This is a genomic window from Flammeovirga kamogawensis (assembly GCF_018736065.1).
GTDB classification, from domain to species: Bacteria; Bacteroidota; Bacteroidia; order Cytophagales; family Flammeovirgaceae; genus Flammeovirga; species Flammeovirga kamogawensis.
The window spans coordinates 1,943,595-1,959,646 of the sequence record NZ_CP076128.1 but is presented as its reverse complement, the minus strand read 5'-3'; the positions used below and the strand labels follow the sequence as shown (position 1 = coordinate 1,959,646).

The 16,052-nt window shown below is 31.6% G+C and carries 15 protein-coding genes; 5 read left to right on the top strand and 10 right to left on the bottom strand.

Annotation, left to right across the window (positions count from 1 at the left end):
* Positions 1-60 precede the first annotated feature (60 nt).
* The 7 genes from KM029_RS07745 to KM029_RS07715 form a co-directional block, all read right to left on the bottom strand.
* A complete protein-coding gene (locus KM029_RS07745; RefSeq protein WP_158630993.1) occupies positions 61-1,119 on the bottom strand; it encodes a GAF domain-containing protein in 1,059 nt (352 codons plus the stop codon).
* Between the two features lie 31 nt (positions 1,120-1,150).
* The gene (locus tag KM029_RS07740) at positions 1,151-1,732 is read right to left on the bottom strand and encodes a methyltransferase domain-containing protein (RefSeq protein ID WP_144072730.1); all 582 of its coding nucleotides are present in this window, start codon (positions 1,730-1,732) and stop codon (positions 1,151-1,153) included.
* Between the two features lie 71 nt (positions 1,733-1,803).
* Positions 1,804-2,400, bottom strand: coding sequence for a glutathione peroxidase (locus tag KM029_RS07735; protein WP_144072729.1), 597 nt, complete (start codon positions 2,398-2,400; stop codon positions 1,804-1,806).
* 71 nt (positions 2,401-2,471) lie between these two features.
* Positions 2,472-2,891, bottom strand: a complete 420-nt coding sequence (locus KM029_RS07730) for an STAS/SEC14 domain-containing protein (protein WP_144072728.1) — start codon at positions 2,889-2,891, stop codon at positions 2,472-2,474.
* Positions 2,892-2,903: 12 nt separating this feature from the next.
* Entirely contained in the window at positions 2,904-3,881 is a 978-nt protein-coding gene (locus KM029_RS07725; protein ID WP_144072727.1) for a M28 family peptidase, read from the bottom strand.
* 26 nt (positions 3,882-3,907) lie between these two features.
* Positions 3,908-4,621: a hypothetical protein gene (locus KM029_RS07720; protein ID WP_144072726.1), complete on the bottom strand. Its 714-nt coding sequence runs from the start codon at positions 4,619-4,621 to the stop codon at positions 3,908-3,910.
* 139 nt (positions 4,622-4,760) lie between these two features.
* Complete coding sequence (locus tag KM029_RS07715) at positions 4,761-6,587, bottom strand: DUF885 domain-containing protein (RefSeq protein ID WP_144072725.1); 1,827 nt, start codon at positions 6,585-6,587, stop codon at positions 4,761-4,763.
* A 225-nt stretch (positions 6,588-6,812) separates the two neighbouring features.
* Between KM029_RS07715 and KM029_RS07710 the strand changes: the two genes are divergently transcribed.
* Positions 6,813-9,521: a D-alanine--D-alanine ligase family protein gene (locus tag KM029_RS07710; RefSeq protein WP_144072724.1), complete on the top strand. Its 2,709-nt coding sequence runs from the start codon at positions 6,813-6,815 to the stop codon at positions 9,519-9,521.
* A 6-nt stretch (positions 9,522-9,527) separates the two neighbouring features.
* Positions 9,528-10,358: a PASTA domain-containing protein gene (locus KM029_RS07705; protein ID WP_144072723.1), complete on the top strand. Its 831-nt coding sequence runs from the start codon at positions 9,528-9,530 to the stop codon at positions 10,356-10,358.
* A 54-nt stretch (positions 10,359-10,412) separates the two neighbouring features.
* Here the strand turns inward: KM029_RS07705 and KM029_RS07700 are convergent, their stop codons facing one another.
* The 3 genes from KM029_RS07700 to folP form a co-directional block, all read right to left on the bottom strand.
* Positions 10,413-11,291: a leucine-rich repeat domain-containing protein gene (locus KM029_RS07700; RefSeq protein ID WP_144072722.1), complete on the bottom strand. Its 879-nt coding sequence runs from the start codon at positions 11,289-11,291 to the stop codon at positions 10,413-10,415.
* Between the two features lie 95 nt (positions 11,292-11,386).
* Positions 11,387-12,223 (bottom strand): diadenylate cyclase CdaA, encoded by an 837-nt coding sequence (gene cdaA, locus KM029_RS07695; protein WP_144072721.1) that lies wholly within the window; start codon positions 12,221-12,223, stop codon positions 11,387-11,389.
* A 92-nt stretch (positions 12,224-12,315) separates the two neighbouring features.
* Complete coding sequence (gene folP, locus KM029_RS07690; RefSeq protein ID WP_144072720.1) at positions 12,316-13,149, bottom strand: dihydropteroate synthase; 834 nt, start codon at positions 13,147-13,149, stop codon at positions 12,316-12,318.
* An 81-nt stretch (positions 13,150-13,230) separates the two neighbouring features.
* Between folP and KM029_RS07685 the strand changes: the two genes are divergently transcribed.
* From KM029_RS07685 to KM029_RS07675, 3 genes are read left to right on the top strand one after another with little or no spacing between them, the layout of a single operon-like run.
* On the top strand, positions 13,231-13,785 hold the full coding sequence (locus tag KM029_RS07685) for a DUF1599 domain-containing protein (RefSeq protein ID WP_144072719.1): 555 nt from the start codon (positions 13,231-13,233) through the stop codon (positions 13,783-13,785).
* 43 nt (positions 13,786-13,828) lie between these two features.
* Positions 13,829-14,977, top strand: coding sequence for a BT_3928 family protein (locus tag KM029_RS07680; protein WP_144072718.1), 1,149 nt, complete (start codon positions 13,829-13,831; stop codon positions 14,975-14,977).
* Between the two features lie 11 nt (positions 14,978-14,988).
* Positions 14,989-16,044 carry an ABC transporter permease gene (locus KM029_RS07675; RefSeq protein WP_144072717.1) on the top strand — a complete coding sequence of 352 codons (1,056 nt, stop codon included), beginning with the start codon at positions 14,989-14,991 and terminating at the stop codon, positions 16,042-16,044.
* The last annotated feature ends 8 nt before the right edge of the window (positions 16,045-16,052 follow it).

Genomic DNA, 16,052 nt, shown 5'->3' with positions numbered 1-16,052 from the left:
CAAAAATAATAGGTTATTACAACTTCTTGCAATAACCTATGCTTTGTTTAGAATTAATTTCTAAAGTTGACCCCTTAATTTTTCAATTTCTTGATTTTTTAACTCAATTTCTTCTAAAAGTTTAGAAATCTCATCTTCTTTTTGATTGATTGTAACTTCTAATTCTGAGAATTTGATTTTATGATTTTCGTCTGCAGTTCTCATTTTATCAAATGCTTTCTGTAGAACGGCTTCATTATTTTTCATTTTTGAGTTCGTATTTTCGAGCTCTTTTTGTTTCCTGTGCATTTCTTCTTGAGTAGCTTGAAGTTCCTCTACGTTCTGACGCATTTCTTCTTCTTGTGCTCTCATTTGCTCTGCCTGAATTTGAGAATCTTCTAATAAAATTTTCATTCTTGCAGCATTTCTTGTTGCAGCAATTGTAGATGCTATAGATTCTCCAAGTTTAAGAATAAATTCTCTTTGGAATTCTGGCATTTCATTTAGTGAAGCAAGTTCAATAATACCATAAACTTCTTCATTCATCATCATTGGAGCAATGAACAAATTGGTTGGTTTTGCTTTACCTAGTCCACTTGATATATTTACATATTGATCAGGTATTTCTTTAAGGTACATTGGTTTTTTTTCTATGAAAACCTGACCTACTAATCCTTCTCTAGGCTTAATTGATCTATTGATGTATTTCTTTCTTTCGTAAGCATATGCTGAAATTAATATCAACTCCTTACGATCTTCTATATTCTCATCAACAACAAAAAGTCCACCTTGAGTAATACCTAAATACGAAACTAGATTATTGATGATTTGATCACAGAGATCTTCTAGGTTATCCTGAGAAGCTCTCAATATATCTACAAATTTAGAAAGTCCTTCAGATACCCACTCTCTTTCATTTTCTATGATTTTGAGTTCTTTTCTTTGGATTCTTAATGCATTGACAGCCTGTAGTAGTGGTTTCCCTTCTACTTCGTCAAAATTATAACTTTCCTTATCTTCTAAAAGTGCGTTGCAATATTCTAAAGCATTATCTAGATCTGTTTTTAATTTCTGATTTTCTTCTTTCAGTTTAGCGTATTGATCTAGCCAAAGTACTTTAATGCCTATTTGTTTATTCATGCTGTTTGAACTACAAATGCTCTTATTAATATTATTTTTTTTCGAGAATGAAGAATAACTCATTTCCATCTCTTGGAGGAATACTATTGTTACAACTTTCCATTGTCTTTACTGTGAAATATGGAGTGAAGTAATTTAAATATTCTTCTTTAGACCCTCCAAAAGGTGGGCCACTTTCTGTAAGAGGAAAAATAAAAAGTAATCCTGATAATTTGCCTCCGTCTTTTAGTAAACGCTGCATTTGTACTGCATATTGTTTTCTTAGTGAAGGATTAAGTGCACAAAAGAAAGTTTGTTCAATAATTAAATCAAATTTTAATGAAGGGTTTAAATTAAAGAAGTCCTCACAGATTAATTGGTCTGAAGGTATTTCGGGACATCTTTCTTTTAAATTAAGTAAGGGCTCTTCACTAATATCTAATGCATAAATGTTTTTAAAGCCAGCATTCCAGAGGTATTCTATTTCATAGGCATTACCTGCTCCTGGAATTAATATTTTTAGCTCTTTATCTTTCAGTTGATCAATATATTCTTTTAGCGGTGTACTTATCGTTCCTAAATCCCAACCCGTACTTTGCGTTTGGTACTTATTCTTCCAGAAATTTTTATCCATTTTTCAATATAATAAAAAAAACCTCCTTAATGTTTAATCAAGGAGGCCTAAAGTGGGTATAAATAGTAGTGTTATTTTGAGATAGCTTTAATCACTTCCTCATCAAGTGGTTTAATATTACTGTTAAAGAAGTCTTTTAATTCTCCTTTTTCGTTTATGTAATACTTACAGAAGTTCCAAGAAGGAGCTTCATCATTCCAACCATTTTCAGAAGGATCTGTTAGCCATCTGTAAAGAGGAGATTGATCATCTCCTTTTTTCACATTTACTTTTTCCATCATTGTAAAAGTAACTCCATAGTTAAGTTTACAGAATGATGCAATTTCTTCGCTTGTACCTGGTTCTTGTTTTCCAAATTGGTTACAAGGGAAACCTAGTATTATTAAATTTTCACCATATTTTTGATGAAGTTTTTCTAACTGCTCATATTGAGGGGTAAAACCACATTTTGATGCAGTATTTACAATAAATATTTTTTTGCCTTTAAGCGTTTGGAAGTCTAAAACTGAGCCATCCAATTTTTTCATCTTAAAGCCATAAAATGTCGATTCTCTTTTTCGTAAATCGTCATCTACAGTTATCACGTCTGGACTTGTTTTGTGCACTTTTGTACAAGACAATAATGCGATAGTTAAAGTAACAAAAGAGTATAATAAAAAATGCTTCATTAGGGTTCGTTTATATAGTAGTTATAGTGTAAATATTAACAACGTGTAATAAATGTAAATATTAAATATAATTAATCCAAGTTTTTATTAAGCCAATTTTCAGCTTCTTCAACATTGTCAAAATATTGCAATTTAAAGATGTTGTTAGAGTTGACATCATCTAGTGCTTGCTCAAAAGAGACTTGAGAAAATAAATCGGAAGATACAACCCATGCCATTCTTCTTAAATTAATCTTTTGATGAATTTCTATATTACGTTGATTAATCCATTCCTGAGTGTCTGGATGTATGTTGTAGTATGCTTTTATTGCATCAACAAGAATTAAACTTGGAGAATATTCTTCTATCATTTTAAAATATTGATTTAATTCTTCTCTGTACAATTTTTCAGATAGATTAATAGGAGTATTCCAAGATGATTTTACAGTATTAGTAGATTCATTGAACTCTATGACTTGAAAGTCACTTTTGTATTTTATTAAGTAAGACATTTTAATTGTTAATTAATATTGTGTGATTGCATAATAAGTACCCCTAATTACTTCTTCAGTTTTTTTGTAATCTAAACTTTCTGGGGAATCAGAAAGTTGGTGGTAATTAGGGTTTCTAAAATATGATGTATCAGTGACCATAATAGCATTCTGTCCAAACTGCCAATAGTTTCTGTGGTCGGAATTAGCGAGTCCTTTAATACTAGAAGGTGCATTTATTGAGTATGTACCTATATTTGCTGATTTTTTCATATCAGTTTTAAATTTCATTACAGCAGAGTGGTTTTTAAGGTTGCCCACCAAAGCAATAAAATCTGCAGATTTTGGATATAAATTGTTTAACGCCTTGATAGGGTAATCTTGAGTGCCTTCCTTTTCGTCAAAATATCCAATCATCTCTAAACAAACCATTAAAACTGTATGTACATTATTATCAATATTTGTTTTTGCATGTACATAACTTCCCATGTCTTTTGTAGTGAAAAAAGGACGTTCCTCATTAGCATAGGCAACAAGTTCAATGCAGTAGTTTAATTTTGGTTGCAATACATTTAACAGTCGAGCAATTTCTAAAACGCCTGCAATTCCGCTTGCATTATCGTCAGCACCGTGTTGTTCGCCAAAAGCATCATAATGAGCACCAACAACTATCCTGTCTTTTTTTGGATCACCATAAAAAGCAATAATATTTTTATATGGTTCTCCAGAGGCTAAAAATTCTTGAATGTGTGTTTGATAACCGAATGATTCGAAACTCTGTTGTATATAATCCACAGCTTCTGCTTGAGCTACTTTATTGGTGTAATTTCTAAAACCAGTAGTAGAGCAAAGTGCTCTTACATGCTTTTCTAGTTCTTGAGCACTTGCAGGTACGGATGCTGCAATTTTTGTGTCGAAATTTGCAGAAACAGGGAGGTAAACCGAATAAATAGCGGTTCCTACAATAAGGAAGAGTATAAATAAGAGTATGGTTAGTAAATAAACTATCATTGTTGATGTTAAGTAGTAAAACGTTCTTATAAAGAGTCTTTTTTAACTTGCTCTAAAGCACCAAAATCAATCAATTTATAATTTGAAAGAATAATATTTTTATCCAATTTAATAACCTCATTAATACTAGCTTTTGATTGGTTTTTAGAGGTTTTTGTTCGGATTTCTAAAATACTACCTTTTTCAATTAGTGGTGTTGGTGTTGAATTAGATTCTTGAATTATCATCCAAAATCCTTTTTTAAATCCATTATTTTTAAATTTTTTCTCGTTTGTAATGTCTATTTCAGTAATAACACCTTTATAAGAAGATGTATAACTAATATGTTTTATCTTTTTTTTGTCTTTCCCTTTCTCTAAGTTTTTTGTGAAATTATAGACTTTTTGATCAACCTTAAATTGATCAAAGAACGACAAAGGCCCAGAAATAGCATATTGATTATTATCTATTGAACAAAAAGTAATTAAGTAATTTTTAGAAAGATCAAAAACCATTAATTCGGTATCAGAAAGATCTTTTGATAAAGCAAAATAATTTCCTTTTTCAGCTGAGTAAATAATAAAGTTTTCTATACTATCATTACTATGATTATGCGTGACTTTATAAGCATAATCAAAATGATATTGATCTGGAAAAGAATTTTTATCTGATATGGTTTCTATATAGTCAGTTAAACCAGATAAAATCTTTGGTGTATTTTGTCCAAATAGAAAAGTAGTACTGCTCAAAAAAATAAGCAAGAATAGGGTTGATTTAGATTTCAAGTTATATGTGATAAAGTAAAACTGTCTTATTTAGATAATGAGTATATCAAAAATAAGACAGTTTTTTGCTTCCGCTAAAAATTAATAGCTTTTATGTTGAATAATACTATTAAAATTATAGTATCTGATTATTCTTATGAATATAATTATCAACAAGATATTCTAAAGTTGATAATGGAATTGGTCCGTTACTTAATACTACCTCATGGAATTGTCTAATATCAAATTGACTACCGAGTGTAGCTTTAGCTTTTTCTCTAAGAGCTAAAATTTTATCCATTCCAATTTTATAAGCAGTTGCTTGCCCAGGCATTACAATGTGTCTGTCAACCATTTTTTCGCATTGTCCATAAGCAGCAGGAGTATTAGAAGTGTAATAAGAAATACCTTCTTCTCTTGTCCATTTTCTATCATGAATCCCTGTATCTACTACAAGACGACACGACCTCCAGAGCTCCATAGATAAACGGCCAAAGTCAGAATATGGATCATTATAAAAGCCTAATTCTTTAGGAATGAACTCAGCGTATAAACCCCATCCTTCTATGTAAGCAGTGTATTCACCAGATTTTCTAAATTCTGGAAGATCTGATAATTCTTGTGTTAAAGCTAATTGCATGTGGTGTCCCGGTATTCCTTCATGATAAGCTAATGCTTCCATTTCATATTTAGGCATCCCTTTCATATCATAAAGGTTTGCATAATAATATCCAGGTCTTGACCCATCTTTAGCAGGTTTATTATAAAAAGCTTTTCCAGCTGTTGCTTCTCTAAATTCTTCTACTCTTTTTACAATAATTTCAGCTTTTGGTTTAGTAATGAAGAGTTCGTCTAAACGACCTTTCATGTTATCAATAACTGAAGTTGCTTTAAGTAGGTATTCTTGTTTACCTTCCGTTGTATTTGCATAGTAGAATTGAGGAGATGATTTCATGTACTGAAAAAAGGCTTGTAAGTCTCCTTCAAAGCCAACTTTTTCTTTAATAATTTTCATCTCATTATGTATTCTTTCTACTTCTTTTAAACCTAAATCATGAATTTGTGTAGCCGTAAGATCGGTAGAAGTAATTTTCTTTAAGCAAAAAGCATAGTATTCATCGCCATCTTTTAAGCGCCATACACCTGCATCATTATTAGAAAGTTGCTCTTCTTTTTTAAGGTAATGAATGAGTTTTCTATATGTAGGCCCGTAGTAATACACCATAGCATGATGCATATCTTTTTTTAATTGTTCTTCTTCGTTAGAAGGTAATTTTAATGCACTTAACTTATTATTGAAATCACTAACTAAAGGATGAAGAGTTGTTGATTTATCTAATGGACTTCCTTTAAGTAAATTCTCACAATCATCTAAAACTTTTGGGAATAAAAATTTAGGTAACCTAAAACCAACTTCACTTGCCATTTCAGATTTAGCAATTTTTTGTTGCATTAATTCAGGTACTTTTTTTATTCTTTCTATATAGGCTTCTGCATCTTTTTTAGAATCAATTTGATGAAAACCGATTAGAAATGAAGCAGATTCGCTTTGAGCACCAAACATTTGATTAAAAGTATACTCATACATATGGTAGCGTTCTCCATCAAGATTTAATTTTAATTCATCCTGAAATAATTTTAAACTTAAAGCTCTACTTGGTGAAAAGTTAAGAGTGTTGAATTTTTTAGATTCATTTAAAGCATGTTCTTTATCTCTAAAAGTTTTATAAAATGCACTTTCAGAGTAATCATCCCATTCATCATTTTGGAATTTATCACCTCTATAGGTTAAAGATTCAGGGCTTTTATTTAAATCTGATAAAAAAACACTATCGAAAAAGACATCTAAATGTAGATCGTCATTTTTTGAAATTTTATTTTCAATTGTCTTTTGGCAAGAGGACAGAAAGGTGATAGAAAATAAAGTAGATAGTAGTAATAGGTGAGTATTGTTTATAGTCATTCTAGTAAATATTTAATTTATTCGAGGCAAAATGCTACATTTATCAATTGTTTCCAATTGTTATTCATTTTTAAGTAATAAATTTCTTTGAAGGTGCTGATAACTACTGTATTTAACGATATCAGAGCAAAGGAATGACGCAGTTGGTGTATCAGTTATTAAAAAGAAAATAATCCATTAAATAGATAGTAAAAACCTAATACCTTTTTGCTAAATTTGCGGGTCATGATAAAAGTAGGGATATTTTTTGGAGGTATTTCACGAGAGCGTGAAATCTCCTTTGCGGGAGGTAGAACTGTCTACGATAATTTAGACAAACATTTGTTCGAGCCTGTACCGATTTTTGTTGATAGTTTAGGCAACTTCATTCACTTGGAGTGGTCATATGTATATAAAGGAACGGTTAGAGATTTTTATCCGCCCGTACAAAGCATTCCAGAAAATTTACAAGGTTTTCAAATGTATGTGGAGTCATTGGGTAAGCTTACAGAAGCTCAAGCTACGGAAATGGCTAGTGCTGTTGGAGAAAAAATTAATCCTAACCAGTTTGCAGATCTTTTTGATTTTGCATTTTTGGCACTTCACGGACCTTTTGGTGAAGATGGGAATTTGCAAGGTATTTTAGAATGGTATGGTATTCCTTACTCAGGAGCAGGGGTGTTATCTTCTGCAATAGGTATTGATAAAATTACCCAAAAGAAATTATTTACTGATCTACAGCTTACAACACCAGATTATGATGTTATTAGTGCTCAAGATCTAACAGACGATAAGGTAGCATCTACTTTTTCTAGCTTGAAAAAGAAATTGGGTATGCCTTTAGTTGTAAAGGCACCAAGGCAAGGATCATCTTTGGGTGTTAGTATTGTAAAAGAAGATAGTTTATCTGCTTTTGTTGCTGCAGCTAAAAAGTCTTTATTTATTGAAGAAGTAAAGTCATCAGATTGGATCAATTTATCAGCTGAAGATAAAATTCGTTTTGTTCATGATTTTGCAGATGTTCGTTTGGGAATAGGTTTACCAGTATATGTAAATGGTCAAGAAGGTCATATTATTTATAATCCAAAAGAACTTTTAGAACATCTTGATCTTCAGCTTGTAGAAAAGAAACAAGATCTAATAAGCTATCAATCTTTAGATGCAGAAGAGCGTTTGTTGATTGAAGAGCATGTTCAAGGAAGAGAATTTTCTTGTATTGTTATTGAAGATGAAAACGGTATTCCATTAGCATTGCCTCCTACAGAAATAGTGAGAGGGAATGAAGGTGTATTTGATTATAGATCGAAATACCTGCCAGGAATGAGTAGAAAGGTAACACCAATCGATCTTCCAATTGAGAAAACAAGAGAGATTCAAAAAGATTGTGAGAATCTGTATTCAAAGTTACAATTTGATGTTTACGCAAGAATTGATGGTTTTGTAACTGCAGATGGAACAGTATTATTAAACGATCCGAATACCACTTCGGGAATGATGCCGTCTTCTTTCTTCTTCCATCAAGCAGCTGAGATAGGTTTAAATCCATCTCAATTTCTAACATTTATTATTCGTACGTCATTAGCATGTAGAATAAGATCTGGAAAGAATACAGTAGTAACCAAACCACTTTTAACAAAGCTAGATCATCAAATTAATGCTTCAAGTACTACAGAGCATCAAGTGCTTAGAGTTGGAGTAATAATGGGAGGATATTCTTCTGAGAGACATATTTCTGTAGAAAGTGGAAGAAATATTTTTGAAAAATTAGCCTCATCGCATAAATATGAAGCTATTCCTATTTTCTTAACGGGAACTGCAGAAGAGCATAAGTTATTTGAATTACCAGTTAACATTATGCTTAAGGATAATGCTGATGATATTAAATTAAAAATAGACCAGGCATTATCAGGAGAAAAGCATCCTGTATTAACAGAGGCAATTGAAAAAGCAAAACCAATTACAGCTAAATATGCAGCAGGGGCTTGTTTTGATCCTAAGCCTCTTGATTATGACCTATTGAAAAATAGAGTAGATGCAGTTTTTATTGCTTTACATGGTAGACCAGGTGAAGATGGTGCTGTACAAAAGCATTTAAATAAAAGACATATTCCATATAACGGCTCAGATGTTGATAGTTCGGAAATTACTATTGATAAATACCTAACAACAGAAATACTTAAAAAGAGCGGTATTTTTGTTGCTGAACATATGTTGCTTGAAAAAGCAGATTGGCAGAAAGATAAAAAAGGAGCAATAGATGCGGTAGAGAAAGATTTCACTTACCCTATTATTGCAAAACCATCTGATGATGGATGTAGTTCTGCTGTAATGATGATTAAAAAGCGTGAACAATTAGAGGATTTTGCTGAAGCTATTTTTAGAATAGAAGAAGAAGTGAATGAAGGGTTGAGAAATAAATTAAACCTTGATAAAAACGAAGAGTTTCCTTCTAAACAACGTATTTTGATCGAAGAATTGATTAGCCCAAATGGAGCAGATCACTTTTTAGAAATTACTGGAGGAATGCTTACAAAGTGGCATGATGACGGTTCTCGATCATATGAGATTTTTGAACCTTCAGAAGCATTAGCTAGTGGTGAAATTCTGTCTCTTGAAGAAAAATTCTTGGCAGGGGAAGGACAAAATATCACACCTCCTCGTTTTTCTACGGATAGTCAGGAGCAAAAATGGATATCTGCTGCAGTTCGTAAGGACCTAGAAAAAGTGGCTAAAGAACTTAATGTTCAGGGGTATTGCAGAATTGATGCTTTTGTGCGAATTTGGAGAGAAGAAAAACGTGTAGAGACAATTATTATTGAGGTAAACTCTTTACCTGGTATGACGCCTGCAACGTGTATTTTCCATCAAGCGGCAATTAATGGTTACAAGCCTTTTGACTTTATTGATAGTATTTTAGATTACGGAATAAAACGAACAGAAGCTACTCTTAGCTAATTCATTATGGATAAAACAAAAATTAAACAATTAATCTTTGGAGATACTCCATCAGCACTTTTAATTAATATAGGGTTGATGGTTATAGTAAGTTTATTCTTACTACTGATCTTTTTTCAAGTTTACTTACCAATATCAACCAATCATGCTGAAACTGTTACAGTACCAGACATTGATAGTTTGTCTATTGAAGATGCAAAAAAACGATTAGAGTCTTCTGGATTGAGATACCAAATATTTGATTCATCTGCGGTGAATTATAATCCAGACCTTCCTTACTTGACAGTTTTATCTCAAACTCCTGTATCTGGAGAAAAGGTAAAGGATAATAGAAAGATTTATTTAACTGTAAATCCTTCGGAACCTGCATCTATTGAGTTACCTGATTTAATTGATGGTTCTTTAAAAAATGCAGTTGTTCGTTTAAAGAATTTAGGAATGAAGGTAGGAACTGTAGATAGAAAACCAGATAGATTTGTAAATAACGTATTAAAAGTACGCTATAAAGGAAGATGGATTTCTAAGGCAGAACTTAAAAGAGGTTTTAAAGTATTGAAAGGTACTAATATTGATTTAGTAGTAGGTGATGGTATGGGTAATGCTACTATTGAGGTGCCTAATGTAGTGGGTATGACTGAAGGGGATGCTGAATTTGTATTGTTTGGGCAAGGTCTTGGGAAAGGCAGAGTTCAATATATAGAATACGATACAGTTCCAGGCGTTGTTATCAGACAATCTCCTGTTGCAGAAGTTAATGCGGCTTCTGGTAAATATCCAAGAATTCGTTTAGGAAGAACAATTGATTTATATGTTTCTGAATTTTCAGGAAACAAATAGAATCAATTAAAGAGATATAGAAAAGGGCTATTGCTTAATGCAATAGCCCTTTTTTTACATGTCATAAATAATATGAGTATTAGGTAATAATAGTCTTAATGTTTTTACATCAGCGTCTTGCAATGGGTTGCCTGCAAGTACAAGTGTTTCTAAATTTTTTAGATTTTCTAAATTTTTAGGTAGTTTTTGAATTCTATTTAATGATAAATCAAGAACTTTTAAAGATTTCAGATTATCTATGTTTTTTGGTAATTCTTCTAGTTGGTTTCCTCTTAAATTCAAGAAGGATAAATGTTCTAACTTTACTATTTCTTTAGGCAACCTTGATAAATTATTATTACTAAGGTTAAGGTTGTATAAGTATTTAAATTTAGTTATTTCTGATGGTATAATTGAAATGTCATTTTGTCCTAAATCTAATGAAATAATATAAGGACAGCTATTGTATAAAGTACCAAGAGTTTTGATCTTATTAGAAGATGCACTAATTGAAATTAAATTTGAAAATTCACTAAATTCGTTAGGTATTGAGCTGTAATTTTGAGAAGAAATGTCTATACAGTATGCTTTGTCTGGTGTGAGAGCAGCACTTTTAAACATATAGCATTCAATCCTGCCTAATTCATATAATTTTTCTATTGCTTCAAAATGATCATATTTTATAGCTTCAATTAAGTCTAGGCATAATTCAGAATTAATATATCCTTCTTTTTTACCTAAAAGATCTTTACAAATGGCTCTATGGTAGTAGGCTTCACCTAAGTTATCTTGAATACTAATTGCCATCGTAAAATCACCAATTGCCTTAAGGTAATTTTCACTTGACAGATTAGTCAATCCTTTTGACATAAAAGTATTTGGATCGTTATTGAGGGTAAATGAGCTTAATCCAATAGCTAAGGTTAGTATTAATATTTTTAAAATGCTTTTCATCTTAAATGGTAGTTGTGTAATAGACTATTTAATACTCTAATAACATACTTGTCAAGTAAGAAGTTTACAGAAAAAATGGTGTTAAGGAAAGAAACTTACACAGCTGATTTTTGAGGTGTAGTTGTATTATTTTCTTCTTGTCCGTCTTGCATGTATGAACGAATCTTTGTACGTAATTCTATAGATGAAAGATTGTGATCAATTACGCCTCCTTGAATATAAGACATCTGACCAGTTTCTTCTGAAACAATCAATACAATTGCATTCGTGTTTTCAGTCATACCAATGCCAGCTCTATGTCGTAACCCCATTGTTGCAGGAATATTCGGGTTTTCAGAAACAGGTAAAATACATCTAGCTGCTTGAATTCTATTGTCACAAATTAGACAAGCGCCATCGTGCATTGGAGAATTTTTAAAGAAAATGGAAAGTAATAAACGTTTTGAAATTTTTGCATCTACAAAATCACCAGTTTCAGCATAAAATTGTAAATCACTGTCTTTTGAAATTACAATTAAAGCACCTGTATTTGTTCCACTCATATCTTTCATTGCGTCAATGATAGAGGGGATATCCAAATTAATTTCGTAATCTTTACCTTTTCCTCTAAATAATTGAAATAATGGAAAATTTTTAAAATCAGTTGATTTACCAATAATTAAAAGAAATTTTCTAATTTCTTGTTGGAACAGAATAATTGCTGCAATTACACCAACATCAATAAATTGACTTAGTATTTCAGAAAGCAATTCCATGTCAGTTGCTTTCACAACTAAGTAAGTGAGGTAAATAGATAACCCACCAACAAAGATTTTTAAAGCAACACTTCCCTTAATTAATTTGTATAGATGGAACAGCAAGACCGACACCAGAAGGATATCGAGCACGTCAACGAAATTAATTTCTAAAAAACCGACGCTAAATAATAACATTTAATTGCTGTTCGAGATGTGATTATAATGTACAATCTAAGATGAAAGTATCTTATTACAAAAATATATCCTTTATTTTAAAATGAAACAGTTTATTGTATAAGTTTTACACATTCTACTGCAGGTTTAACATCATGTACTCTTAAAATGTGTGCACCCTTTAAAATTGCAAGAGTATTTAATACGGACGTTCCATTTAGAGCCTCATTAGATGTAATCCCTAATTTTTTTGTAATCATTGATTTTCTTGAGACACCTACTAATATAGGTAAGTTTAATTCTTTAAGTAAATGTAGATTATGAAGTAGTTCATAATTTTGCTCAATAGTTTTAGCAAAACCAAAACCAGGATCAATGATTATATCAGAAGTACCATCAGATAGAAATTCTTGTGCTTTTTCAGCAAAATATTTCATTACTTCAAATGTAACACCTTCTGGATATTCTGTTAGGTTTTTCATTGTTTGAGGAGTACCTCGCATGTGCATCATGATATATGGAATATTTAATTCTTTTACGGTATCAAACATTCTTTCATCTAAATTTCCACCAGAGATATCATTGATAATATCAGCTCCAAAATAATTTGCATTTTTTGCAACATTACTTCTAAAAGTATCTATTGAAATTATAGCTTCTGGAAACTTGGTTTTTATGGCTTCTATTATTGGCAGAACCCTATTTAATTCTTCTTCTTCTTTTACGTGTTCAGCACCAGGTCTAGACGAATATCCACCTATATCTAAAATATGAGCTCCTTCATTCAGCATTGTTTCAGCTTGAAGGACTGCATCATCAACATAAACTTTTCTGCTGTTATTATAAAATGAATCTGGGGTGGCATTAATGATCCCCATTACCTTTGTGCTATTTAAATCGAATAATTTTCCTTTTATTTTCAAGGAAAAAGAATATGGATTAATCATTTAGTTTGAGGTTCGACGTCTATACTCTAACTTTACATCAAAGTTAGCTGAAAAAAATCAGTAACAAAGGAAAGTAAGAAGATGACACAAGCAGAAAAGACAGAAAAAGAGTTTAGAGCGGTAATAGAAAAGTGTAGAGCTCTATTTGAGAAGAAAACAATTGATTACGGTACTGCATGGAGGATTTTACGCCTACCATCAATCACTGATCAGATATATATAAAAGCAATGCGTATTCGTTCTATTCAAGAAAAAGGAGCGCAGAAGATAGATGAAGATGTTTTAGGCGAGTTTATTGCTATAATTAATTATTGCTTGATGGCATTAACTCAATTAGAATTGAGAAATGATGACCGAATGGATTTAACTCCTGAAGAGGTAATGTTACAATACGATAAACATGCAAATGAAACTACGCAATTAATGTTTGATAAAAACCATGATTATGGTGAAGCTTGGAGAATGATGCGTGTGTCTAGTATTACTGATATCATTTTAATGAAATTACTTAGAGTAAAACAAATTGAAGGGAATGATGGGAAAACAATTGTTTCTGAAGGTGTAGATGCTAATTATCAAGACATGATTAATTATTCAATTTTTGCTTTAATCTTATCTGGATTTGTGGCAGAATAATTAAATAATACTAACAGACATTTATTACTAATAAATAAGATTAATGAAAACTTTACAGAGAATATTAGCCATAGTTGTTGGTTTAGTATTTATTATTTCTGGGTTTGTTAAGATAGACGACCCTATGGGAACAGCCATAAAATTTGAAGAATATTTTCATGTCTTTGCAGATGATTTTGCGGGAGTCTTAGGATTTCTTGAATCATTCTTCTTAGTATTAGTTCCATATTCTTTATGGTTGTCTGTTTTGTTTTCATCATTTGAGGTAATATTAGGTGTTGCATTAGTTATCGGATTTAGACAAAAAATTTCTTTAAAAGCGACTTTAGCTCTTCTAATATTCTTCGGTTTCTTAACATTCTATTCTGCTTACTTTAACAAAGTGACAGATTGTGGCTGCTTTGGAGATGCATATAAATTTTCACCTTGGGGGTCTTTTACAAAAGATGTAGTTCTTCTTGTTTTATTGGTGTTTTCAATGATACTTCTTCCAAAGGAAAGACCAATGCAGTTTACCGGTTATTCTGTACCTAAAAAGGAAACAACAAAAGCTTGGAAGACAATTACAATATTAGTGGTAACACTATTCTCTTTTGGAACATGTACATATGCTATCAGGCATTTACCACCAATTGATTTTAGACCATATAAAGTGGGAGCTAACATAGGTGAAATGATGAAACCTCAGGCGCCTTGTCAGAATTTGTTTTTTATGGAAAAAGACGGCGTAGTGCAAGAGTTTGATTCTTACCCAACTGATCCATCTTGGAAATTTAAGAAGATGGAAATTGTAAACGCAGAAGAGTGTGAGCCTTTAATTCCAGATTATTATATTTCGAACGAAGAAGGACAAGATTTTACTGACCTTACCATAAAAGGAACAAGGTTATTGGTAATTGTACAAAATGTTTCTGAAATTGAGGATGAAACAATACAACCAATCATTAGTTTGGTTAACGAACTAAGCGAAAAAGAAGTTCAGAGCATTACAATAACTAGTGACGCTACTGACTTTAGAGCATTTACAGAAAGAGTTCACCTTTCTATTCCGTATTATTATGCAGATGCAACAGTTTTAAAGGCCATGATTAGGTCTAACCCAGGTGTTATGCTAGTAAAAGATGGAACTATTTTAGGAAAGTGGCATTATAATGACACTCCTACAACTCAAGATATAACTACACTTTTATAATTTAATATCGCGTGCTACAATTTATAATTAATAGATTAATGTATGGTTTTTTGGTAATATGGGGAGTAATAACCGTTGTGTTTTTACTGTTTCATACTTTACCTGGTAACCCTGTTGATTTAATGTCGGGGCAGCATGCTGATTTAGAAACTAGAGAATTAATTAGAAAAGAATTAGGGTTGGATCAGCCTTTATCCATTCAATATATAAGGTATCTAGCTGATTTATCACCTATTTCAATAGAAAAAGATACTCCAAAAGCAAAAAAGAAATACGATTACTACGCTCTTTTTTCTATTGGAAGTTCTGTGCTTGTAGTCAAGTACCCTTACTTGCGGAAATCTTTTCAGACAAATAAAAGGGTCGATACTATTCTAATAGAAAGTTTACCAGGAACACTTTGGCTGTCATTAACAGCAATAATTATAGCTACAACTGTTGGGGTATTATTAGGAATGGCTGCAGCGGTGAACTATGGTACTAAAATAGATCATGCAATTGTAAGTGGGTCTGTTATTTTTATTTCGATGCCTTCATTTGTTCTTGCAATTTTAATGGCCATTACATTTGGTTATTATTTAGCAGATTTTACTCACTTAAATATGACAGGTTCATTGTGGATGAATGATCCGCTTTATGGTAGGCAGTTACATCTAGAAAATTTAATTCTACCTTCAATTACTTTAGCAACAAGACCTCTAGCAATTATTATTCAATTGACAAGAAGTTCAATGTTAGATGTAATGTCTCAGGATTATATAAGAACTGCAAAAGCGAAAGGAGCAAGTTTTATACGTGTAATATTTATGCATACATTAAGAAATGCATTAAACCCAGTAATTACAGCAGTATCTGGTTGGATGGCAACAATGATGGCTGGAGCATTTTTTATAGAATACATTTTTAAGTGGAAAGGGCTTGGCTTTAAAACAATACAAGCTGTCGAATATTTAGATTTACCAGTTGTAATGGGAGCTACAATTCTTATTGCTTTTGGTTTCGTATTGGTAAATATCTTTGTTGATATTTTATATGCAGTAATAGATCCTAAAGTGAGGATTCAATAAAGATATAA

Coding starts and splice junctions, on each gene's coding strand:
- KM029_RS07745 (WP_158630993.1), bottom strand. CDS start 1,119: ATGAATAAACAAATAGGCATTAAAGTACTTTGGCTAGATCAATACGCT.
- KM029_RS07740 (WP_144072730.1), bottom strand. CDS start 1,732: ATGGATAAAAATTTCTGGAAGAATAAGTACCAAACGCAAAGTACGGGT.
- KM029_RS07735 (WP_144072729.1), bottom strand. CDS start 2,400: ATGAAGCATTTTTTATTATACTCTTTTGTTACTTTAACTATCGCATTA.
- KM029_RS07730 (WP_144072728.1), bottom strand. CDS start 2,891: ATGTCTTACTTAATAAAATACAAAAGTGACTTTCAAGTCATAGAGTTC.
- KM029_RS07725 (WP_144072727.1), bottom strand. CDS start 3,881: ATGATAGTTTATTTACTAACCATACTCTTATTTATACTCTTCCTTATT.
- KM029_RS07715 (WP_144072725.1), bottom strand. CDS start 6,587: ATGACTATAAACAATACTCACCTATTACTACTATCTACTTTATTTTCT.
- KM029_RS07710 (WP_144072724.1), top strand. CDS start 6,813: ATGATAAAAGTAGGGATATTTTTTGGAGGTATTTCACGAGAGCGTGAA.
- KM029_RS07705 (WP_144072723.1), top strand. CDS start 9,528: ATGGATAAAACAAAAATTAAACAATTAATCTTTGGAGATACTCCATCA.
- KM029_RS07700 (WP_144072722.1), bottom strand. CDS start 11,291: ATGAAAAGCATTTTAAAAATATTAATACTAACCTTAGCTATTGGATTA.
- cdaA (WP_144072721.1), bottom strand. CDS start 12,223: ATGTTATTATTTAGCGTCGGTTTTTTAGAAATTAATTTCGTTGACGTG.
- folP (WP_144072720.1), bottom strand. CDS start 13,149: ATGATTAATCCATATTCTTTTTCCTTGAAAATAAAAGGAAAATTATTC.
- KM029_RS07685 (WP_144072719.1), top strand. CDS start 13,231: ATGACACAAGCAGAAAAGACAGAAAAAGAGTTTAGAGCGGTAATAGAA.
- KM029_RS07680 (WP_144072718.1), top strand. CDS start 13,829: ATGAAAACTTTACAGAGAATATTAGCCATAGTTGTTGGTTTAGTATTT.